19 protein-coding genes are annotated in these 20643 nt (G+C 61.9%); 14 read left to right on the top strand and 5 right to left on the bottom strand.

Features of this window, described 5'->3' with window-relative positions:
• Window positions 1-488 precede the first annotated feature (488 nt).
• Window positions 489-2051, bottom strand: coding sequence for a methyl-accepting chemotaxis protein (locus BLT65_RS16705; protein WP_091779248.1), 1563 nt, complete (start codon window positions 2049-2051; stop codon window positions 489-491).
• Window positions 2052-2399: 348 nt separating this feature from the next.
• Window positions 2400-2618 carry a hypothetical protein gene (locus tag BLT65_RS16700; protein WP_007586771.1) on the bottom strand — a complete coding sequence of 73 codons (219 nt, stop codon included), beginning with the start codon at window positions 2616-2618 and terminating at the stop codon, window positions 2400-2402.
• A 258-nt stretch (window positions 2619-2876) separates the two neighbouring features.
• Here BLT65_RS16700 and BLT65_RS16695 point away from each other — a divergent pair, with 258 nt between their 5' ends.
• The 3 genes from BLT65_RS16695 to BLT65_RS16685 all read left to right on the top strand — a co-directional run bounded on the left by BLT65_RS16695 (window position 2877) and on the right by BLT65_RS16685 (window position 5788).
• A complete protein-coding gene (locus BLT65_RS16695; protein ID WP_091779246.1) occupies window positions 2877-3344 on the top strand; it encodes a response regulator in 468 nt (155 codons plus the stop codon).
• Window positions 3345-3442: 98 nt separating this feature from the next.
• Window positions 3443-5020 carry a phospholipase D family protein gene (locus tag BLT65_RS16690; RefSeq protein ID WP_091779244.1) on the top strand — a complete coding sequence of 526 codons (1578 nt, stop codon included), beginning with the start codon at window positions 3443-3445 and terminating at the stop codon, window positions 5018-5020.
• A 180-nt stretch (window positions 5021-5200) separates the two neighbouring features.
• A complete protein-coding gene (locus BLT65_RS16685; protein WP_091779242.1) occupies window positions 5201-5788 on the top strand; it encodes a lytic transglycosylase domain-containing protein in 588 nt (195 codons plus the stop codon).
• A gap of 2 nt (window positions 5789-5790) precedes the next feature.
• On the opposite strand, the gene BLT65_RS16680 is transcribed toward BLT65_RS16685, so the two are convergent.
• Window positions 5791-6687, bottom strand: a complete 897-nt coding sequence (locus BLT65_RS16680; RefSeq protein WP_091779240.1) for a LysR family transcriptional regulator — start codon at window positions 6685-6687, stop codon at window positions 5791-5793.
• 75 nt (window positions 6688-6762) lie between these two features.
• On the opposite strand from BLT65_RS16680, the gene BLT65_RS16675 reads away from it, so the two are divergent.
• The gene (locus BLT65_RS16675; protein ID WP_091779425.1) at window positions 6763-7521 is read left to right on the top strand and encodes a sulfite exporter TauE/SafE family protein; all 759 of its coding nucleotides are present in this window, start codon (window positions 6763-6765) and stop codon (window positions 7519-7521) included.
• Window positions 7522-8426: 905 nt separating this feature from the next.
• Here the strand turns inward: BLT65_RS16675 and BLT65_RS16670 are convergent.
• Window positions 8427-9074 (bottom strand): hypothetical protein, encoded by a 648-nt coding sequence (locus BLT65_RS16670; protein WP_229515333.1) that lies wholly within the window; start codon window positions 9072-9074, stop codon window positions 8427-8429.
• 182 nt (window positions 9075-9256) lie between these two features.
• Between BLT65_RS16670 and BLT65_RS16665 the strand changes: the two genes are divergently transcribed.
• From BLT65_RS16665 to BLT65_RS16655, 3 genes are all read left to right on the top strand, one after another.
• A complete protein-coding gene (locus tag BLT65_RS16665) occupies window positions 9257-9928 on the top strand; it encodes a nitroreductase (protein ID WP_091779236.1) in 672 nt (223 codons plus the stop codon).
• Between the two features lie 247 nt (window positions 9929-10175).
• Complete coding sequence (locus tag BLT65_RS16660; RefSeq protein WP_091779234.1) at window positions 10176-10664, top strand: GAF domain-containing protein; 489 nt, start codon at window positions 10176-10178, stop codon at window positions 10662-10664.
• Between the two features lie 92 nt (window positions 10665-10756).
• A complete protein-coding gene (locus BLT65_RS16655; RefSeq protein ID WP_091779232.1) occupies window positions 10757-11701 on the top strand; it encodes a LysR family transcriptional regulator in 945 nt (314 codons plus the stop codon).
• 79 nt (window positions 11702-11780) lie between these two features.
• Here the strand turns inward: BLT65_RS16655 and BLT65_RS16650 are convergent, their stop codons facing one another.
• A complete protein-coding gene (locus tag BLT65_RS16650) occupies window positions 11781-13223 on the bottom strand; it encodes a catalase (protein ID WP_042316616.1) in 1443 nt (480 codons plus the stop codon).
• 448 nt (window positions 13224-13671) lie between these two features.
• Here BLT65_RS16650 and sapR point away from each other — a divergent pair, with 448 nt between their 5' ends.
• The 7 genes from sapR to BLT65_RS16615 are packed head-to-tail and all read left to right on the top strand — an operon-like array spanning window position 13672 to window position 20507.
• Window positions 13672-14568: a sap1 transcriptional regulator SapR gene (gene sapR / locus BLT65_RS16645; protein ID WP_091779230.1), complete on the top strand. Its 897-nt coding sequence runs from the start codon at window positions 13672-13674 to the stop codon at window positions 14566-14568.
• Window positions 14569-14573: 5 nt separating this feature from the next.
• A complete protein-coding gene (gene ddpX, locus BLT65_RS16640; protein WP_091779228.1) occupies window positions 14574-15140 on the top strand; it encodes a D-alanyl-D-alanine dipeptidase in 567 nt (188 codons plus the stop codon).
• Between the two features lie 55 nt (window positions 15141-15195).
• On the top strand, window positions 15196-16803 hold the full coding sequence (locus BLT65_RS16635) for an ABC transporter substrate-binding protein (RefSeq protein WP_091779226.1): 1608 nt from the start codon (window positions 15196-15198) through the stop codon (window positions 16801-16803).
• Between the two features lie 13 nt (window positions 16804-16816).
• On the top strand, window positions 16817-17887 hold the full coding sequence (locus BLT65_RS16630) for an ABC transporter permease (protein ID WP_042316627.1): 1071 nt from the start codon (window positions 16817-16819) through the stop codon (window positions 17885-17887).
• Window positions 17888-17945: 58 nt separating this feature from the next.
• Window positions 17946-18860 (top strand): nickel transporter permease, encoded by a 915-nt coding sequence (gene nikC, locus BLT65_RS16625; protein ID WP_091779224.1) that lies wholly within the window; start codon window positions 17946-17948, stop codon window positions 18858-18860.
• A 1-nt stretch (window position 18861) separates the two neighbouring features.
• Complete coding sequence (locus BLT65_RS16620) at window positions 18862-19743, top strand: ABC transporter ATP-binding protein (RefSeq protein ID WP_042316633.1); 882 nt, start codon at window positions 18862-18864, stop codon at window positions 19741-19743.
• On the top strand, window positions 19740-20507 hold the full coding sequence (locus BLT65_RS16615; RefSeq protein WP_091779222.1) for an ABC transporter ATP-binding protein: 768 nt from the start codon (window positions 19740-19742) through the stop codon (window positions 20505-20507). Before BLT65_RS16620 ends, BLT65_RS16615 begins: the two co-directional genes overlap by 4 nt.
• Window positions 20508-20643: the final 136 nt, after the last annotated feature.

Here is a 20643-nt window from a genome sequence, read left to right as displayed (position 1 = left end):
GCGCGATTGAATTGAGTGCATCAAACGGCCGCGCATGTTTTCTCGACGCAAAATATGACAACGCGATTTTCATCGCGCAATGTCTACGCCAGGATATTGCCGCTTGATTCGCCGATAAGCCGCGCACATGACGCGGCCCAACCGCCTTTGACACGCAGGCCTTAGCAACGCAAAGCCGCTTGAAACGCCGCAATACAAGGCATTCACGAGCACCTGGATCGAGACCCGCGCGTTGTTCTTATCATAGTAGGTTTATACCGCACTGCAACCTGTTTGCAATGCAGATACGTCGGGCATTTCGTTTTCTTCTCGAATGGAAAGTGAGGTGCATATATGACTTAATGATTTACCGGTTGTCGCGCGGGCACAAAGATATAGCCGGAAAATCATTCGTCGTTTAGCGATGCGATACGTGTGCGAATATGCAACGCGGCGTGAATGAATCACGCCGCTTGCAACGTCGCGCAAAGGTCGCGCTCAAGCCACATTCAGGCCGCAGCGAGCTTGAACGAAGAAACGGTATCGTCCAATTCGCGGCCCTGATGACGCAGCGATTGCGAGGCAGCCGAAGCCTGCTCGACCAGCGCCGCGTTCTGCTGCGTCACCGTGTCCATCTGCGAGATCGCCTGGTTGATCTGTTCGATGCCGCGCCCCTGCTCTACCGAAGCCGCCGCGATTTCCTCGATGATTTCGGAAACGCGCGCGACGGCCTGGTTCACATCGGCCATCGTACGGCCCGCGTCATCGGCGAGCGAAGCGCCGCTCTGGATCTCTTGCACCGAGCGCGCAATCAGTTCCTTGATCTCCTTCGCCGCTTGCGCCGAGCGCTGCGCGAGACTGCGCACTTCGCCCGCGACCACCGCGAAGCCGCGGCCTTCCTCGCCTGCGCGCGCCGCCTCGACTGCGGCGTTCAGCGCGAGAATGTTCGTCTGGAACGAAATGCCTTCAATGATCCCGGTGATCTCGGCGATCTTGCTTGAGCTGGAACTGATCGCATCCATCGTCGTCACTACGCGTTCGACGGTGTGGCTGCCGCGCTGGGAAATCTCCGACGCATTCGATGCCAGCGACTTCGCATGCTGCGCGCTATCGGCGTTCTGCTTCACGGTCGAGGTCAACTGCTCCATGCTCGCCGCCGTTTCCTGCAACGATGCAGCCTGCGCTTCCGTGCGGCGGCTCAGGTCGCTGTTGCCCGTGGCGATTTCATTCGTCGCCGTGGAGACGTTCGCGCTGCTCGATCGCACGCGGCCGACCGTTTCGGTGAGCCGGTCGTTCATGTCGCGCAGCGCCTTCAGCAGTTCGCCTGCTTCGTCATCGCGATCGACGACGATATGGCTGGTCAGGTCGCCCGTCGCCACTGTGCGCGCCACTTCGACGGCGCGGGTGATCGGTTGCGTGATCGAACGCACCATGCGCACGGCCAGCACAAGCGATGCGAGGATTGCCAGCGCGCTCACGCCGAGAATGGCGTTGCGCAGCATCGCATAGCGCTCCTCGAAGTTCTGCACGATCTCGCCCTGGCGAGTCTTCGTGTAGCTCGCGTAGTCGTCGGTTGCCTTGACGAGCGCTGCCAGCAATGGACGGCAATGATCGTCCATTTCCTTGATCGCTTCGTCGTGATGGTTGTTGAGCGCGAGGCCCACGATGTTCAGCGCAACGGGCCCATAGAGCCCTTCGACGCGATTCATCTCGCCGACCAGCGAACGAGCGGTGTCGCTCGTGTCGCTCGCGCTGTTGATCATGTCGTTGAGCTGCTTGAGCTTGATGCCGACATCCTCATGCGCGCGTTTTACGGCAGCCGTCTCGAGGTCGAGATCCGCCTGGGTCGTCACGAGCACCAGGTTGCGTGCAGCGATCGCTCGCCGATCGACGGCCGCGCGCAGCTCGGCCGCCACCTGCGCGCGCGCGTTGATGCCATGCACATAGTGGCCGAACGCTTGCGTCGTGCTGGCAAGACTGAACAGCGAAACAACGGAAATAACGACTGCTATGGCCGCCATCGACAGGAAACCGACGAACAGCCTCGTCTTGATGGTCAAGTTCTTTTTCACTACTGGCCCCCGGGTTTTACCAAGAAAATCTGCTTTCGCGATGAATCTTTTTTGTGCGAAAAAACGCCTGCTCTCAGGTTTCAGGCGTTGTTCGTGCAGCGTCCGCGCTGCCTACGGGTTCTGCGCGCGGATTCGCTTCGACTTACTGGATATCGGCTTCCACCGTCCCGACATTTAACATTTTCGGGTTTTCACGGAGGTATTCGCTCGTCGTCGGGTGACAATCGGCAGGATTTCCCGACCAACGTAGTCAATGCGCGAAAAATGATGGAGAAGCGGGCAGCGCCGATGCGCCACCGGCTGAGGCGGCAAAACGTATGCCGTACAGGCTTTGGTGAAAGGGAAGGATCAATCCCAGTTTTCGTCGATCCATTCGATCGCCCACGTACGTGCGCAAATCATGGCGTCGGATTCGTCGACGAACGAATCGATGTCGCCCGATTGATGCACTTCGGCGGGCGTATTCGCCGTCGCCCCGCGAGTGAGCTTGGCTTGGGCGACATAGTGGCCGTCTTCGTCGTGCCTGGCCCGGCAATCGATGTGAAATCCCTTGTAGTCGAAATGCATGGCAAACCTCCTGTAGCGAAGAAAGTGCGATGCAATCCGGGCTTGGGTTTCTCCCGGCGGATGAATCAATCGTAGCATGGCAAATCGCGTGCTCGGTTTTCCTTTTTCGTTGCATTGCACGCTAGCGGCCATCATTTCAGCCGTTGCAACCGTCGCGGGCAATGCAAACGGGATACCTTGCCGGCGTGGAATGCCCGTTGCTGCCTTCTTCAATGACAGGACATCCGATAACAGCGTCAGACGAACAGGGGGCACAACATGCAAGACAGAACCTTCACATCAACCCGAAGTCGCGTCTGGACGGCGGCACGCTTTACCGCGCATTCGATGCCGCCGCGCGTGCTCGTCGTCGACGACTACATCGACTCGGCCGACGCACTCGCTGCGTTTCTCGCCAACAGCGGCTTCGATACACGCGTCGCGTACAACGGCTGCGACGCGTTGAAGATCGCCAACGAGTGGCACCCCGACAGCGTCGTGCTCGACGTCGCGATGCCGGGCGTGTCGGGGCTTGCGGTGGCGCGTACGCTGCGCGAGTCGCCGGGAATGGCTTGCGTGCCGCTGCTCGCCTACACCGCCTACGAAACCGGCGACAACTACGCCGAGTTGCGCGCGGGCGGCTTCGACGGCGTATGCGCGAAGCCCATCGATCCGCTGATGGTCGTCGACATCCTCACGACGCTGCTGGCCATGCCAGCACTGAAGCGCGGGTACTATCACTCATGATGGACTCGCGCCACAACGCGTGACTCCTGCGCGACTGCGCTTGTAACGGGCGTTCCGTCCCGTTAATCTGACGCGCATCGCCGTTGCGGAGCGCGCCCATGATCACACTACGAAGTCTTCTCGCGGCTTTCACCGTCGCCCTGCTGACTTCGTGCGCGAGTCTGCCGCCGCAGGCAGACCGCATCCAGACGCACGCCGTCACCGACACGCAGAACACGCGGCTCGCCATCGCGTTCACGCCGCAGGAACAACGGCATCCCGACGAAACCGCGTTTCACCTGCTGCCCGACGCCGTCGATGCGCTCGTCGCGCGCCTAGTGCTCGCGGAAGCGGCAGACCGCACCCTCGACTTGCAGTACTACATCTGGCACGACGATCTGACGGGCCGCGGACTGGCGTCTGCCGTGATGCGCGCGGCTGATCGCGGCGTGCGCGTGCGGATTCTGCTCGACGATCTCGGCACCAATGCCGACGACAATCTGCTGCTCGCGCTCGACTCGCATCCGAACGTGCAGATTCGCCTCTTTAACCCCGTCGCCAACCGCAGCTTCAAGAAGCTCGGCATGGCCGCCGAGTTCTTTCGCGTGAACCGGCGCATGCACAACAAGTCGATGATCGCGGACAACCAGGGCGCGATACTCGGCGGGCGCAATATCGGCGACGAATACTTCGGCGCTTCGACCGACGTCGCGTTCGGCGATCTCGACGTGCTCGTGCATGGGCCTGTCGTACACGAGGTGTCGTCGGCATTCGATCTTTTCTGGAACTCCGAGGCCGCGTATCCGATCGACGGGCTGATGGGCCGCAAGGCGGACCCTGCGGCGCTCGCCGACGTACGCAAACAGCTCGACGCGTACTTGGCCTCTGAGGAAAACAACCCGTACGTCGTGAACGCGCGCGCACGGCTCACGCAGGTCATCCATTCGCAGGATGCCGTGTTTTCATGGGGCAAAGCCACTTTGCTCTACGACGATCCCGCGAAAATCACGCGCGCGCCGGGCGACTCGCAAGGCCAACTGATGACGCAGTTCAAGGCACTCGAATTGCAGCCGACGCAGCAGATGCTCGTCGTCTCGCCGTATTTCGTGCCCGGAAAAGAAGGCGTCGCGTGGCTCTCGGGACTCACGCAAAAGCAGGTGCGCGTCACCGTGCTCACCAACTCGCTTGCCGCCACCGACGTCGCCGCCGTTCATGCCGGCTATCAGCGCTACCGCAAGGCGCTGCTCGAAGCAGGCGTGCATCTCTACGAACTGAAGCCCGTCGCGGAAGACAAGACGGGGGACAAAGCGGCGGACAAGACGGAAGACAAGAAGCATCTGTTCGGCTCGTCGAAGGCATCGCTGCATGCGAAGACTTATGTGTTCGACCGCAACAGCATCTTTATCGGCTCGATGAATCTCGATCCGCGTTCGGTCGAACTCAACACGGAGATCGGCGTGTATTGCGAGAGCGCGCCAGCCGCCGCGCAGGTTGTCGATACGCTCGAGCCGAACCTCGATCGCATCGCATGGCGGCTCGAATTGCGCGCGAATGCGAACGGCACGAGCAGTATCGTCTGGATCGACACGGCGCCCGACGGCACCGTCAAGGTACTCGATAGCGAGCCGGACGTATCGGCGATGCGCAAGGCGGGTATCTGGTTTCTGAGCATTTTGCCGATCGAATCGCAGCTATAGCGGAGTCTGCGCGACGGCGCTGTCTTTACGCGGTCTTTACGCGCACCGTGCGTTTCTTTTGAAAATCTCGACGGCGATGTCCGTAGAGTGCTTGCATCCGGGCTCGTACCAGACGATATGCAGGAACAACACAATCTAGCCAAAGGACGGTGGAGGTACACGCTTATCAGGCTCGCATTGATGGCGGCGAGCCTCGCGTTATGCGCCGCGCTGCCGTTCGGCCATGCGCAAGCGGAAACCGCGCCTCAGGTATCTCAAGCAACGCCAGCGCCTCTCGCACCTCAGGCCGCCGACACGCCCGTTCTTCCCTCTCCCGCCGACATCGTCGCGACCTTGCGCGCGCAATTCCGCGTCTCAGCCGCCGATGCGCTGACGATCGCACAAGCCGTACTTACTGAAGCCAACCGCTATTCGATGTCGCCCGTGCTGCTGCTGTCGGTGATGGCCGTCGAATCGGGCTTCGATCCGCGCGCCGTGAGCACGCTCGGTGCGCGCGGGTTGATGCAGGTGTTGCCCGCCGCGCATCCGCGCGCGTTCTCCAACGTGAAGGAACTCGATGATCCCGCCATCAACGTGCGCATCGGCTCGTCGATTCTGCGCGGTTATCTCGATGCTGCCGGCGGCGATATCGATGCCGCGCTGTGGCGCTATAGCGGCGGCGGGAAAGGGTATGCGCGCCGGGTGGCGCTGCATATGCGGCGGTTTAGTGCGGTGTTGGGCAGCAACGCGCAGCCGGTCGTGAAGGTATCCGCGGACACGCTTCCCTGACCTCACCCCCCGAGCGTCATCAACTGCTGCGCGAGCGCATGCGCGTGCGGCGTGAGCGCGGAAAAATCCCGCGCGCACAGATGCAGACGCCGCGTCGTCCACGCCTCCGACAACGGCAACACGACGATATCCGCATCGCCCAGCGACTGCGTGCAGGCCGCAGGCAAAATCGCGATGCCCACGCCCGCCGTGATCAGCCGACCCAGATCGGCGACGTTGCGCAAGCGCACGCGGGACTGGATCTGTCGTCCGAGCCGCGACGCGTGATCCGCCAGATGACGCTCCAGCGCCGCATCGGACAAACCCACGAACGCCTCATCGACGATATCGGCAAACGCAACCCGTTCGTCGTTCGCCACGCGATGCGTGCGGCTCACGGCCACCACCAGTTGATCGTCGGCAATCACATGCGTCTGCAGCGCAGCAAGATCGGCGCTATCCGCGACGATGCCGAGATCCGCCCGCCCTTCAGCGACGGCCCGCACGATGTCCGCGCTCGGACGCTCGTCGATATCGACGGATAGATCGGGGTGTGCGGTGAGGAAGCAGCAAAGCTGCTCGGGCAGGAACGACGCGAGCGCTGCCGTGTTCGACATCAGATGCACGCGGCCCTTGAGGCCCTTTGCGTAGTTGCGCAGTTCGCCGCGCATCTGCTCGATCTGCCCGACGATCAGCCGCGCGTGACGCACGAGCGCCTCGCCGGCGGGCGTCGCGCGCACGCCGCGCCGCGTGCGTTCGAGCAGCGGCGCGCCCAGCGCGGATTCCATGCCGGAGATGCGCTCGCTCGCGGAAGCGAGTGCGAGGTGCATCGCCTGAGCGCCGCGCGTGAGGCTGCCATGCTCGACGACCATCAGGAATAGCCGCAGGTCGGTGAGGTCGAAACGCGACGTGGTCGTCATCTTCGTCTAAGGCGAACTCTGGCATCGGAGAATCCCGATTGTATCCGCGAAGCGCGCGCCGCTATGATCCGTCGGATGAACAATCTATTCCTCGTAGCGGGCGCCGGGCTGGTCGCGGGCGGCATGAATGCGCTGGCGGGCGGCGGCTCTTTCGTCACGCTGCCGGCGCTGATCGCGGCCGGCGTGCCTTCGGTTCAGGCGAACGCATCGAGCACGGTCGCGCTGTATCCCGGCGGGCTCGCGAGCGCGTGGGCGTATCGCGACGGGCTCGGGCCGATCGGCGCCGTGTCGTTGCGGGCGCTGCTGATCACGACGCTCATCGGCGGGATCTGCGGCGCGTTGATGTTGCTGCTCACGCCGTCGAAGACCTTCGATATCGTCGTGCCTTGGTTGTTGCTCGTCGCGACCGTCGCGCTTGCGTTTGGCCGGCGCTTCGGCGAATGGATGCGCGCGCGCTGGCACATCGGGCGAGCGGCCGTGCTCGTGGTGCAGTTCGCGCTGGGTGTGTATGGCGGTTATTTCGGCGGCGCCGTCGGAATCATGATGATGGCCGTGTGGGGACTGCTCGATAGTCGCGAGTTGAAGTTGCTCAACGCGCCGCGCACGCTGCTGGTGAGTGCGGCCAATACGATGGCCGTCGTTACTTTTATCGTCGCGCGGGCGGTGCATTGGCCGGAGACGATCGTTATGCTGATCGGGGCGTTGATCGGGGGGTATGGAGGCGCGTTGGTCGGCCGCCGCGCGTCCGCGCCAGTTATACGTTATGGCACATTGCTCGTTACGGCTGGCATTACGATTGCGTTTTTTGTGCGTGCGTATGGATCGGGGAAATGACTTCAGCGCCGCGGGCACTGCGAGCACGATGTTGTGAAAGGTTCTAAATGGGGGTTGTGGTTTGTGTTTATGTGGGCGGTTCGGGTTTGCGGTGGCATCCGCGTCACGGTGTTTGATGTTTTGGCCTTTGCGCTGGCATCCGCGTCACGGTGTTTTGCCTCTGCGCTGGCATCCGCGTTTTGTTAGCTTGCTTCACGCGTCGCCCCTGTGCGGGGCGGCACCTACTTTTCTTTGCCGCCGCAAAGAAAAGTAGGCAAAAGAAAGCGGCTAACACCGCCAGCCCTTGTTCTTATCCACGGGCCCCCAACGTCCCCACGCTTCACACGGTAGTGCCCAGGCTGGTGCTCGTTGCCAACGCTTTGAATGAATGCCTCACCCACTTCAAACACCCGAACAAGGGCAAGCGGCAGCGAATGGTATCTGCCGCCCAGGTGGCAAACTGTGTGTAGGTTGTCGCGACGTACACGTTAGCGCTCTTACTCTTACATGGTGGGACACGTGCGCTATCGGTCCGAAGTGAGGCGGCTGAGGTGTTACGGCCTACACACAGTTTGCCACCTGGGCGGCCGTGGAATATCTGGCACGGCGAGCGGCAACGTGGGTGCCAGAAGCGGGTGAGGCGCTCATTCGAAGCGTTGGCAACAAGCATGAGTCACGTGGTTGCCGTGTCAAGCGTAAGAACCTTCGGGGGCCCTCAGGCAGGAAGAAATGTTGGCGGTGTTAGCCGCTTTCTTTTGCCTACTTTTCTTTGCGGCGGCAAAGAAAAGTAGGTGCCGCCCCGCACAGGGGCGACGCTTGAAGCAAGCTAACAAAACGCGGATGCCAGCGCAGAGGCCAAAACATCAAACGCCGTGACGCGGATGCCAGCGCGAACCCTAAAAAACCAAACCAGCCGCGCCAGGCGCTCAGCCTGCATGCCCCTGCCGATGCAACGGCTGCTGCGCCTCATCGACATGCGGCGGACGTTTGTGATCGCGCGGGCCCACGTCATGCCCACTCTGCCCGGCCACCCGTGCCGACCCCGCCTGCGGACGATGCTCCGCGTGCCTCACAGGCGCACCATCATGACGATCCGACCGATGCGGATCACGCACATACGCGGAACGCTCGCCATGCGAATGCGCACGATGCTCGTCCCGACGCGGCGGCAACGCCGCATGCACGGGCGGACGCCCACCACGATGCGCCATCTCAACGCGCAAATGCTCGCGTCGGCGGAACACTTCGGCGCGGCGGTCGCCACGCGCATAGAAATGCCGATGACGCTTGCCATCCGGGCCGACCACCCACAAATACGTGCTGCCACCGACGAACACCACGTCGCGATCGATAACGCCCGCAATATAGACATCGCTCGGCGCAGACACATAAACAGGCTGCGCAGGCGCGCGCACCACAACAGCAGGCGGCGGTGGCGGCGGTGCCTGCACGGCAACGACAGCGGGCTGCGGCCTCGGCCGCGCGGGCGCCGCGGAGATCTGCTGCTCGCTGGTGACGCAACCGGCTAACGTCGCGAATGCGGCAACCGCCGCGAAAGATGTGGCCAGCTTCATCGTGTTCAAATGCGGCTCCCCGTTTTATGTGGTCGTTCTGATTCGCCCGCATTAACGGCAAAGTCTTACAGAAGCTTTAGCTCGACAGGCACGTGGCCACATGGCCGCCGCCTGTATCATCGGCCTGTGTCGATCTGCGACACCCCGCACGAGCACAACGCAATGCCTTCGAGGAGCACCGCGTGAACGTCAGCGAAGCCGTCACCAGCCGCAAATCCGTCCGCCAGTTTCTTTCGACGCCCGTTCCACCCGACGCAATCCGCCGTGTGCTCGCCACCGCCGCGCGCTCGCCGTCGGGCGGCAATCTGCAGCCCTGGCATATCCACGTGGTAGGCGGCGACGCGCTCGCGCGCCTCAAGCACATCATGCGCGAACGCGTCGCGGATGCGCCGGGCGGCGAAGAGATGGAGTACGACGTTTATCCGCCTGGCCTTCACTCGCCGTATCGCGAGCGGCGCTTTCAGGTAGGCGAAGACCTTTACCGCAGCATCGGCGTGGCGCGTGAAAACCGGCCCGCCCGCCTCGCGCAGTTCGCGCGCAACTTCACGTTCTTCGATGCGCCGCTCGCGCTCTTTTGCACCGTCGACCGGCGCATGGGCCCACCGCAATGGGCCGATCTCGGCATGTTCATGCAAACGGTCATGCTGCTGTTGCGCGAAGAAGGGCTGCATAGCTGCCCGCAGGAATGCTGGGCGCAGTACCCGCAGACGATCGGCGCGTTTCTCGACTTGCCCGCCGACCGCATGCTGTTCAGCGGCATGGCGATCGGCTACGAAGATACGGATGCCGCGATCAACCAGTGGCGCTCGCAGCGCACGCCGCTGGACGAATTCGCTCAGTTCATCGGCGTCTGACTATCAGCGGGAAAGTGTCACGACCCCATCGCGGGCATGAAGTTGAACGACGGTGTACGCATCAGCGGTCCTTTTGGCCCACGCGGGGCCGCTCATGTTGCCAATACGACTGCTACGACTTTCGGTGATCCGGCCACTGTATTCTGACCGCGATCGATGAAAGCGCATGCATAAAAGCAGCCCGCCGTCGCGTTTCGCGCTTTGATGCGAAAATCATGGCTTCCTGAAGCCAACACGAGTGCATCCGATGTTCGAAGCCACCATCAATACCGCGCTGCCCAAGGCCGAGTTCTATCAGGAACTGGCGTCGCAGGCGCGCTCGCTGCTCGAAGGCGAGGCAAATCAGATCGCCAATGCCGCCAATCTGTCGGCACTGCTCTTCAACACCCTGCCGGAACTGAACTGGGCCGGTTTCTATTTCGCGATCGAAGGCGAACTGGTCGTCGGTCCGTTTCAGGGCAAACCCGCCTGCGTGCGTATTCCCATGGGCCGTGGCGTATGCGGCCGCGCAGCCGAAACGCGTGAGACGCAGGTCGTGCCGGATGTCGATGCGTTTCCGGGGCATATCGCGTGCGATTCGGCGTCGCGCTCGGAGATCGTGATTCCGCTGCAAAAGGCGAACGGCGAACTGGTCGGCGTGCTCGATATCGACAGCCCCGTGCTGGCGCGCTTCGACGACGAAGACCGCCGTGGCCTGGAAGAGGTCGCGCGGATTTTCGTCGCTTCGCTGAACTGAAAAGCTGAACACCTGGCGGGCGCCGCCTCTTCCCCAGCACGAAGCCTATGCACTAAGATCGCGATCACATCGTCTCTTCCGGGTAAAACGCGGTGGATCTCAATGACGTCCGCATCTTTGTCAGCGTCGTCCAGACTGGCAGTCTCATGAACGCGGCCAGCCGGATGGACGTGCCGCTCGCCACCATCAGCCGGCGCATTCGCGCGCTGGAAAAAGAACTGAACGTGCAACTGCTGGAGCGTTCGGCGCGCGGCACCCGTCTCACCGATGCCGGCGCGCGGCTCTACCAGCACGCAAGTCTCGGCGTCGAGATCCTGAAAGACGGCGAGGAAGCCGTCGTCTCCGATCAGGCCATGCTCAAAGGGCGGCTGCGCCTGTCGCTACCGCCCGCGTTCGATATCTGGTGGGATCTCCTGCACGACTTTCAGCGCCGCTACCCTGACATCCGCGTGCATGTGTACACGACCGAACGGCGCGTCGATCTGATCGAGGAAGGCATCGACGTGGCGTTGCGCGTCGGCGCAATTGCGCATGAAGCAATGGTTGCGCGACGCATGCTGTCGTATCGTCACGTGCTGGTTGCGAGTCCGCAACTGATCGAGCGTTTCGGCATGCCGCACGAACCGTCCGCGCTCACCCGTCTGCCCTGCGCGCTCTGGAACCGCGCGCCCAATGACAGCAGCACATGGCAGATCGGCAAGACGACGGTCGAACCGCACATCGTGCTGACCACCAACGACTACGCGCAGCTTCGTTATCGCGCGCTGAACGGCGAGTTCGTCACCGAGATTCCGCCCTTTCTCGCCGCCGAACCGATCCGGCAAGGACGGCTCGTCCCGCTGCTGCCCTCGTATCCGTTGCCGGATCAGCAGGTCAATCTGCTGTATCCGTCGCATCGGCATCCTTCCGCGATCGTGCGGACCTATCTCGAGTTCTGTCAGTCGCGCATTGCGTGGTTCGTGGACCAGTGCGCGATCGAATGGAAATCTGCCTTACAGGAAGCGTCCCCGTCAGATTCTCTCGCGCAGTCGAAATAAAAACCCCGAAGGCCGTTCGACCTTCGGGGCAGTCTCAGCGCGAGCGGCAACAGCCGTCAGATGCTATGCAATGCGCATCTCACAGCGCCTTGCCCGCCGATTCAAGCGCAGCCGCCACGCCTTGTCCATAGGCGGGATCGGCCTTCGTGCAATGCTCGACGTGCAGCTTCCGGATCGGCTCCGACACGCCCGCCAACGCGCGCGCCGTGTTGTCGAACAACGCCTGCTGCTGCTCCGGCGACATCAGGCGGAACAGATTGCCCGGCTGCGAGAAGTAGTCGTCGTCGGTGCGGTGGTTCCAGTGGTCGGCGGCCCCTTCGATCGACAGCGGCGGCTCGCTGAAGTCCGGCTGATCGAGCCATTCGCCGCGCGTGTTCGGGTTATATGGCGTCGCGCCGCCCATGTTGCCGTCGACGCGCATCGAGCCGTCGCGGTGATAGCTATGCACCGGGCACCGCGGCGCATTCACGGGAATCAGGCTGTGATTCACGCCCAGGCGATAGCGTTGCGCGTCGCCGTACGAGAACAGACGGCCTTGCAGCATCTTGTCCGGCGAGAAACTGATGCCCGGCACCACGTTGGCGGGATTGAACGCAGACTGCTCGACGTCGGCGAAGTGGTTGTCCGCGTTGCGGTTCAGTTCCATCACGCCGACTTCGATCAGCGGGTAATCCTTCTTCGGCCAGATCTTGGTCAGATCGAACGGGTTGTACGAGGTCTTCGATGCATCCGCTTCCGGCATGACCTGGACGAACATCGTCCACTTCGGGAATTCGTTGGCTTCGATCGATTCGTACAGGTCGCGATGCGAGCTCTCGCGGTCCGCGCCGACGAGCGCCGTGGCTTCGGCATCCGACAGGTTCTGGATGCCCTGCTGCGTGTGCAGATGGAACTTCACCCAGAAGCGTTCCTTGTCGGCGTTGATGAAGCTGAACGTATGGCTGCCGAACCCGTGCATATGACGGAACGACTTCGGAATGCCGCGATCGCTCATCACGATCGTGATCTGATGCAGCGCTTCGGGCAGTTGCGTCCAGAAGTCCCAGTTGCTTTCGGCGCTGCGCAGGCCCGAGCGCGGGTCGCGTTTGATCGCGTGGTTCAGATCCGGAAATTTCAGCGGGTCGCGCAGGAAGAACACGGGCGTGTTGTTGCCGACGAGGTCCCAGTTTCCTTCGTCCGTATAGAACTTCACGGCGAAGCCGCGGATATCGCGCTCGGCATCGGCTGCGCCGCGCTCGCCCGCTACCGTCGAGAAGCGCGCGAACAGCTCCGTCTTCTTGCCGATCTGCGAAAAGATCTTGGCGCGCGTGTACTTCGAAATGTCATGCGTGACGGTGAACGTGCCGAATGCGCCCGAGCCTTTCGCATGCATGCGGCGCTCGGGAATCACCTCGCGGTCGAAGTGCGCGAGCTTCTCGAGGAACCACACGTCCTGCAGCAATGCTGGGCCGCGCGGGCCCGCCGTCTGGGTGTTCTGATTGTCTACAACGGGTGCGCCAAAAGCAGTCGTCAGCTTGTTCACGTCTAGCCCTCCAACACTTATAGGAAGCTCCGGGGACACGCCACCGGATCGTACTGTGGGATTTCCAGCGACTGCGGTCGCCATGGCAGATCGGCAACCGCTGTCTCTGGAGGCGAAATCGGGGACGGTCATGCCGTCGTCATGTCAGTCCGCGCAGTGTTCACCACGCGCGGACCGGTTGCTGCGGGAGCGATCTTAGCGCCATTCGAACAAGCGAGCAGAGAAGGGGCGAGCCTTGAATTGCAAGGCATGCAGCGCATGCAAGATGCGCTGCCGGAAGCGGATGACGGATGAATGACGTTCAATGCACGTCTGGTCAAAGTGCTATGAGTTTGCGAGATCCGATAAAAATTTTAAGTTAGCGCTCGCTTTATTGTCCCTGTCATATACGTACCAGATTGCCGGACTATGACAGATAACTAACGAAGAACACGCCGAACGACACTCGATGTCCACCGCATTCGCCCACACAGTCGAAGCAAGCTTCGCGACGCTGACGCCCACGGCCAAGCGCATCGCCAGCTACATGCTGGCGAATCTGGAACGCCTCGGCCTGGAAACGGCGGACCAGATCGCGCATCAGACGGGCACGAGCGGGATATCGGTGGGGCGCTTTCTGCGCAGCGTCGGCTATCGCAATCTCGACGACCTGAAGCGCGAGTTGCGCGGCGCGCAATCGCGCCCGTGGTTCATCACCGACCGGCTCGACGCTTACCGCAGCGAACGCGACGACAGCAACGACAGCGGCGCGGACGGCATCGATACGGGCGACGCGGGCGATGCCACCACCGCGCGCTCTCTCGATCTCGAAGTCGATGCTATTCGCTACGTGTATCAACTGGCGCAGGGCGAGACGTTCGCGCGCATCGCGCAGCGCATTGCCGAAGCGGATGCTGTCTTCATCCTCGGCATCCAATCCACGCGCGGCATTTCCAACGCGTTCTACAGCTACCTGGAGTACCTGCGCCCGCGCGTGTTCTATTCGGACGGCATGTCCGGCTCGTACGTCGACTCGCTCAATTCGGAGTTCGCGTCGCCATATCTGATCGTCACCGACACGCGCGCCTATTCGCGCATCGCGCGGCGCTATTGCGAAGCGGCGACGCGGCGCGAATTGCCGTTTGCACTCGTCACCGATCTCTATTGCCCGTGGGCACGCGAGTTTCCCAGCGACCTGATTCAGGTGAAGACGGACGTTGGCCAGTTCTGGGATTCGCTTGCGCCGCTTACGTGCCTGTTCAATCTGCTATTGACGTCGATCGTTGAACGATTGGGTCCGGCTATCGACCAACGTGTTGCGCGCAACCGCGAGTTGCAGCGCGAACTCGATCAATTCGACCTCTGATTCCCATGACCGATACCCCACAACTCATACATGTCACTCCCGAAACGCATGGCGTCGAACTCGACCTCGCCTATGCGACCGCCAACAACTTCACCGGCAAGCCGATTTACAAGGAAGCGCACTGCCTGTTGCTCGCGCCCGCCGAAGCGAGATTGCGCAAGGCGGTTGAGCTCGCGGCCAGCATCGGCATGAAGCTGCGCATTTTCGATGCGTACCGTCCGCCGCAGGCGCAACAGGTTCTGTGGGACTTCTTGCCCGATCCGACTTATATCGCGGAACTCGGACGCGGCTCGAATCATAGCCGCGGCACGGCGCTCGATCTGACCTTGATCGACAGCCACGGCGAAGCGCTCGACATGGGCACGGGCTTCGACGCGATGGTCAAGGAGTCCGAGCATTTTCACAAAGGGCTGCCGCAGCATGTGCAGCGCAACCGCTTGCTGCTGCTCGGCATCATGCACGCGGCCGGCTTCACGCATATTGCCAGCGAGTGGTGGCATTACGAAATACCCGGCTCGCGCGCGCTGCCCATCATCGACAACAGCGAAAGCGGTCCGTTGAAGCTGATGTAATCCACGTTCTTTTTGCAGCCTTCCCACGCATGTTCCCTCTCGATACGGAGCGAGTATGAATCTGGTTCTGCGCAATGCGCTAGCGGCAGTGGCCGTCGTTTCGGCACTGACGCTTACGATGACGACAACAAGCACCGCATTGGCGGCCACGCCGAAAGACATGCTGGTGATCGCCACCACGCTCGACGAATTCTCGACGCTCGATCCGGGCGAAGTGTATGAGCTGGTGCCCGAGGAATATGTCGCGAACACGTACGACCGCCTCGTGCGCGTTGATCTGAAAGACCCGTCGAAATTCAACGGCGACGTCGCGCAGTCGTGGTCGGTCAGCCCGGACGGCTTGACGTTCACGTTCAAGATTCGGCCGGATCTCAAGTTCCATTCGGGCAACCCGCTCACGGCCGACGACGTCGCATGGTCGATCCAGCGCTGCGTGCTGCTCGACAAGGGCGCGGCCGCCGTGCTGCAAGGCATTGGCCTGACGAAGGACAACGCGCTGCAAAACGTCAAGAAGGTCGACGACTCGACCGTCAGCATCATGACCGACCAGAAATACGCGCCCACGTTCGTGCTCAACGTGCTGGGCGCGTGGCCTGCATCCGTGCTCGACAAGAAGCTGCTGCTGTCGCACCAGAAGGGCAATGATTTCGGCAACGAATGGCTGCGCACGAACGAGGCAGGCTCCGGCGCGTACAAGCTCGTCAAATGGACGGCAAACGACAGCATCATCCTGCAGAAGTACGACGGCTACCGTATGCCGCTGGCAATGAAACGCATCGTGATGCGTCACGTGCCGGAGGCATCGAGCCAGCGCCTGCTGCTCGAAAACGGCGACGCGGACGTCGCGCGCAATCTCAGCCCCGACGATCTCGCCACGCTCACCAAGGGCAACAAGGTGACCGTGACGTCGGTGCCGCAGGCCACGCTGCTCTATCTCGGCCTCAATGTGAAGAACCCGAATCTCGCGAAGCCCGAAGTGCAGGAAGCCATGAAATGGCTGATCGATTACGACGGCATCCAGAAGAACGTGACGAAGAACACTTTCAAGGTTCATCAAACGTTCCTGCCGGAAGGCTTTCTCGGTGCGCTGAACAGCAATCCGTATCATCAGGATGTGGCCAAAGCGAAGGCGCTGCTTGCGAAAGCGGGTTTGCCGAATGGCTTTAACGTGACGATGGACGTGCGCAGCGCGTATCCGTACAACGAAATCGCGCAGGCCGTGCAGGCCAATCTCGCGCAAGGCGGCATCAAGGTCGAGATCATTCCGGGCGACAACAAGCAGACGCTCGCAAAGTACCGCGCGCGCCAGCACGATATTTATATCGGCGAATGGTCGGCGGACTACATCGACCCGCACAGCAATGCGCAGGGCTATGCGTGGAATCCCGACAACTCCGACAAGTCTTCGTACAAGATGCTTGCGTGGCGTAATTCGTGGGACATTCCCGATCTGACAAAAGAGACCAACGCGGCACTCGCCGAATCGTCGACGGCCAAACGCGCGCAGCTCTATCAAACGATGCAGAAGGAAATGCTCGCGAAGTCGCCGTTCGTCATCATGTTCCAGCAGGTGTCGCAAGTGGCGATGCGTCCGGGCGTGACGGGCCTCGAAGTCGGCCCGATCAACGATCTCGTGTCGTATCTGCACGTGAAGAAGCAATAGGCACGCGGCAGATATGTCGACACCGCTCACTCCCATCGACCAGATCCGCGCTGCGTCCGCGCGCAGCGCGGGCTTGCGCTGGACGTTGCGCGTGCTGCGCTGGGTGCTCACGCTCGCCATCACGTTCACGGGCCTACTGGCCGTGACCTTCGTGATCGGCCGCAAGGTGCCGATCGACCCCGTGCTCGCGATACTTGGCGACCGCGCGTCGGCGAGTGCCTACGCGGCCGCGCGCATCCAGCTCGGTCTCGACAAGCCGCTGGCCGAGCAGTTCTTCATCTATGTGAGCGCGGTGCTGCACGGCGATCTCGGCGTATCGCTGTTGACGGCCAACCCGGTGATCGACGACATCAAGCGCGTGTTCCCCGCGACACTCGAACTCGCGACACTGTCGACGATCATCGGCGTGCTGGTCGGCGTGCCACTCGGAGTGATTGCGGCCGTCCGGCACAACCGCTGGATCGACCACGTGGCGCGTTTCATAGGCTTGATCGGCAGTTCGGTGCCGGTGTTCTGGCTCGGCCTGATGGGACTGTTGCTGTTCTATGCGAAGCTGCATTGGGTGTCTGGACCGGGCAGGCTCGACCCAGTGTTCGACGGCATGGTGGATACGCGCACGGGCAGCCTGCTGATCGACTCACTGATCGCGGGCGAATGGGATGTGTTCTTCAATGCGCTGTCGCATATCGCCTTGCCTGCCGCGATACTTGGCTACTACTCGGTCGCGTATCTGAGCCGGATGACGCGCTCGTTCATGCTCGACCAGTTGAATCAGGAGTACATCACCACGGCACGCGCCAAAGGTCTGTCCGAGCGGCGCGTGATCTGGGTGCATGCGTTCGGCAATATCGCGGTGCCGCTGCTCACGGTGATCGCGCTCTCGTACAGCTTTCTGCTCGAAGGCTCGGTGTTGACGGAGATCGTCTTTGCGTGGCCGGGTATTGGCTCATATCTGACGGGCGCCTTGCTCAACGCCGACATGAATGCCGTGCTTGGCAGCACGCTCGTGATCGGCATTACCTTCATCGCGTTGAATCTGCTGACCGACGCGCTCTATCGCGTGTTCGATCCGCGCGCCCGCTGATGCAACGGAGACTTTCGACGTGCGACCTCCTGTTGACCGTTCACCATCGGACTGGCCGATGAACGCGCCCCGTCCGACCTGGAAGGAATGGCTGCTGACGGACACGCCCGCATCGCGCCGGCAAGCCGCGCTCGGTCTCGCATACCGGCGCTGGCGGCGCTTCAGGGGCAATCCGTTGTCGGTGTTCGGCTTCTCGATCCTCGTGCTGCTCGTGATCGTCGCGATCATCGGGCCGTGGATCGCGCCGCACGATCCATTGATACAGGTGCTGTCCGACCGGCTGTTGCCGCCCGGCTCAGCGTCTCACTGGCTCGGCACCGATCAGCTCGGCCGCGATATTCTCTCGCGCATCATTTACGGGTCGCGGCTCACGCTCTCTATCGCGATACTCGTCGTGGTGGTCGTCGTGCCCATCGGTCTCCTGATTGGGACGACGGCGGGCTTCTTCGGCGGCTGGGTCGACAACGTGCTGATGCGCGTGACCGACATCGCGCTCGCGTTCCCGAAGATCGTGCTTGCGCTCGCGTTCGCGGCTGCCTTGGGGCCGGGTGTGTTCAATGCCGTGATCGCCATTTCGATTACCGCATGGCCCGCGTACGCGCGGCTCGCGCGCGCCGAAACCTTGCGGCTCGTGCAGACCGACTTCATTCACGTTGCGCGGCTGCAAGGCGCGTCTAACCTGCGCATTCTGCTGCGCTATATCGTGCCACTTTGTTCGTCGTCAGTGATCGTGCGCGCGACGCTCGATATGGCGGGCATCATTCTGACCGTCGCAGGACTCGGCTTTCTCGGACTCGGCGCACAGCCGCCGAGTCCCGAATGGGGCTTCATGGTCGCATCGGGCCGCAACGTACTGCTCGATTCGTGGTGGGTCGCCACCCTTCCGGGCTTCGCGATTCTGCTCGTGAGCCTCGCGTTCAATCTGCTCGGCGACGGATTGCGCGATGTCTTCGATCCGCGTCATGGAGACTGACATGAGCACACACGACACGACACCCGCATTGTGCGAAATCGACGATCTGCGCATCGCGTTCCGCACGCACGACGGCACGATGAACGAAGCGGTGCGTGGTCTATCGCTGACGCTGAACAAGGGCGAGCGGCTTGGCATTGTCGGCGAGTCGGGATCGGGCAAGTCATTGACGGGTCGCGCGCTGCTGGGATTGTTGCCGCCCGCTGCGCATTGCACGGCGAAGACGATGCGCTTCGACGGAAACGATCTGCTCGATATGCGCGCTGACAAGCGCCGGAAGTTGTGCGGCCAGCAGATGGGCATGATCCTGCAAGACCCGAAATACTCGCTGAACCCGGTGATGACCGTCGCGCAGCAGATGCGCGAAGCGTTCGCGCTGCACGAGCCGAAGCTTGGACGGCGGGCGATGCGCGAGAAGATCATTGCCGCGCTCGAGGCCGTGCATATCCGCAACCCGGAGCGCGTGGTGGATTCGTATCCACATGAGCTCTCGGGTGGCATGGGGCAGCGCGTGATGATCGCGATGATGGTATCGACGGGGCCACGCCTGTTGATCGCCGACGAACCGACCAGCGCGCTCGACGTGCTGGTATCGATGCAGGTACTCGCCGTGCTCGACGAGATGATCGCGAAACATGATACTGGCCTCATCTTCATCAGCCACGATCTGCCGCTCGTGATGTCGTTCTGCGACCGCGTCGTGGTGATGTATGCGGGGCGCGTCGTCGAAACCTGCGCGGCGCGCGATCTTGTTCATGCACAGCATCCGTATACGCGCGGCTTGTTGGCGGCGAATCCGCCGCTTGCCAATCCGCCTGCCGAGTTGCCCGTTCTCTCGCGCGATCCCGCATGGCTCAACGATGTGCAAGGAGCATCCGCATGATCGAGGTCGATGCAGTGACCGTGCGCTTCAAGACGGCCGCAGGCGCCGTCGACGCGGTGCGCAATGTGAGCTTTCATGTCGCGCAGGGCGAAGTGTTCGGCCTTGTCGGCGAGTCGGGTTCCGGCAAATCGACGATCTTGCGAGCGTTGAGTGGGCTTACGCCAATTGCGCTAGGCACGATGCGCATCGCGCAGCACGAGCAAGCGGCGCAAAAGCGCGATGTGCAAATGGTGTTTCAGGACCCATATGGCTCGCTGCATCCGCGCTTCACCGTCGATCAGACATTGCGCGAGCCGTTGCGCATCAATGGAATCGATCGGCATGAAGAACGCATCGTCAATGCGCTGCGCGAAGTCGGGCTGAATGCGTCGTTTCGGTTTCGCTATCCGCATCAGTTGTCGGGTGGGCAAAGGCAACGGGTTGCGATTGCGCGTGCATTGATCGTGGAGCCGCGTGTGCTGTTGCTCGACGAGCCGACCTCGGCGCTCGATGTTTCCGTGCAGGCTGAAATATTGAATCTGCTCAAGCGCCTGCATCAAGAGCGTAATCTGACGATGATTCTTGTTAGTCACAATCTCGCCGTGGTCGGTTTCTTGTGTTCGCGTGTCGCGATTATGCGTAATGGCGAGATTGTCGAGGAACTCGATATCGAGCGCGTTCGCGCGCAGCAGGTTGAGAGTGAGTATTCGCGCAGTCTGCTGCTTGCTACGGGGGGTTATCGGCGGAAGGCTGTGGAGGTGATCGGGGTCGATGCTTCGCTGTGAGTGAGTGTTCCGGGTTGTGGTGGTGTTTGGGTTTTTGTTCTTTCGCTGGCATCCGCGATTTGCCTTCGTGCTTCATGCGTCGCCGTTCGGTGTTTTGGCCTTTGCGCTGGCATCCGCGTTTTGCCTTCGTGCTTCA

The organism is Paraburkholderia steynii (genome assembly GCF_900100565.1).
Classification (GTDB): domain Bacteria; phylum Pseudomonadota; class Gammaproteobacteria; order Burkholderiales; family Burkholderiaceae; genus Paraburkholderia; species Paraburkholderia terrae.
Note: the sequence above shows the minus strand (reverse complement) of the source record. Positions and strands in the feature narration are given on the sequence as shown.

What these genes read in the sequence shown, in the direction of transcription:
- BLT65_RS16695 (WP_091779246.1), top strand. Translation starts at nt 2,877, where the DNA reads ATGCAAGACAGAACCTTCACATCAACCCGAAGTCGCGTCTGGACGGCG.
- BLT65_RS16670 (WP_229515333.1), bottom strand. Translation starts at nt 9,074, where the DNA reads ATGAAGCTGGCCACATCTTTCGCGGCGGTTGCCGCATTCGCGACGTTA.
- BLT65_RS16675 (WP_091779425.1), top strand. Translation starts at nt 6,763, where the DNA reads ATGAACAATCTATTCCTCGTAGCGGGCGCCGGGCTGGTCGCGGGCGGC.
- BLT65_RS16635 (WP_091779226.1), top strand. Translation starts at nt 15,196, where the DNA reads ATGAATCTGGTTCTGCGCAATGCGCTAGCGGCAGTGGCCGTCGTTTCG.
- ddpX (WP_091779228.1), top strand. Translation starts at nt 14,574, where the DNA reads ATGACCGATACCCCACAACTCATACATGTCACTCCCGAAACGCATGGC.
- BLT65_RS16660 (WP_091779234.1), top strand. Translation starts at nt 10,176, where the DNA reads ATGTTCGAAGCCACCATCAATACCGCGCTGCCCAAGGCCGAGTTCTAT.
- BLT65_RS16620 (WP_042316633.1), top strand. Translation starts at nt 18,862, where the DNA reads ATGAGCACACACGACACGACACCCGCATTGTGCGAAATCGACGATCTG.
- BLT65_RS16700 (WP_007586771.1), bottom strand. Translation starts at nt 2,618, where the DNA reads ATGCATTTCGACTACAAGGGATTTCACATCGATTGCCGGGCCAGGCAC.
- sapR (WP_091779230.1), top strand. Translation starts at nt 13,672, where the DNA reads ATGTCCACCGCATTCGCCCACACAGTCGAAGCAAGCTTCGCGACGCTG.
- BLT65_RS16685 (WP_091779242.1), top strand. Translation starts at nt 5,201, where the DNA reads ATGGCGGCGAGCCTCGCGTTATGCGCCGCGCTGCCGTTCGGCCATGCG.
- BLT65_RS16690 (WP_091779244.1), top strand. Translation starts at nt 3,443, where the DNA reads ATGATCACACTACGAAGTCTTCTCGCGGCTTTCACCGTCGCCCTGCTG.
- BLT65_RS16680 (WP_091779240.1), bottom strand. Translation starts at nt 6,687, where the DNA reads ATGACGACCACGTCGCGTTTCGACCTCACCGACCTGCGGCTATTCCTG.
- BLT65_RS16630 (WP_042316627.1), top strand. Translation starts at nt 16,817, where the DNA reads ATGTCGACACCGCTCACTCCCATCGACCAGATCCGCGCTGCGTCCGCG.
- BLT65_RS16615 (WP_091779222.1), top strand. Translation starts at nt 19,740, where the DNA reads ATGATCGAGGTCGATGCAGTGACCGTGCGCTTCAAGACGGCCGCAGGC.
- nikC (WP_091779224.1), top strand. Translation starts at nt 17,946, where the DNA reads ATGAACGCGCCCCGTCCGACCTGGAAGGAATGGCTGCTGACGGACACG.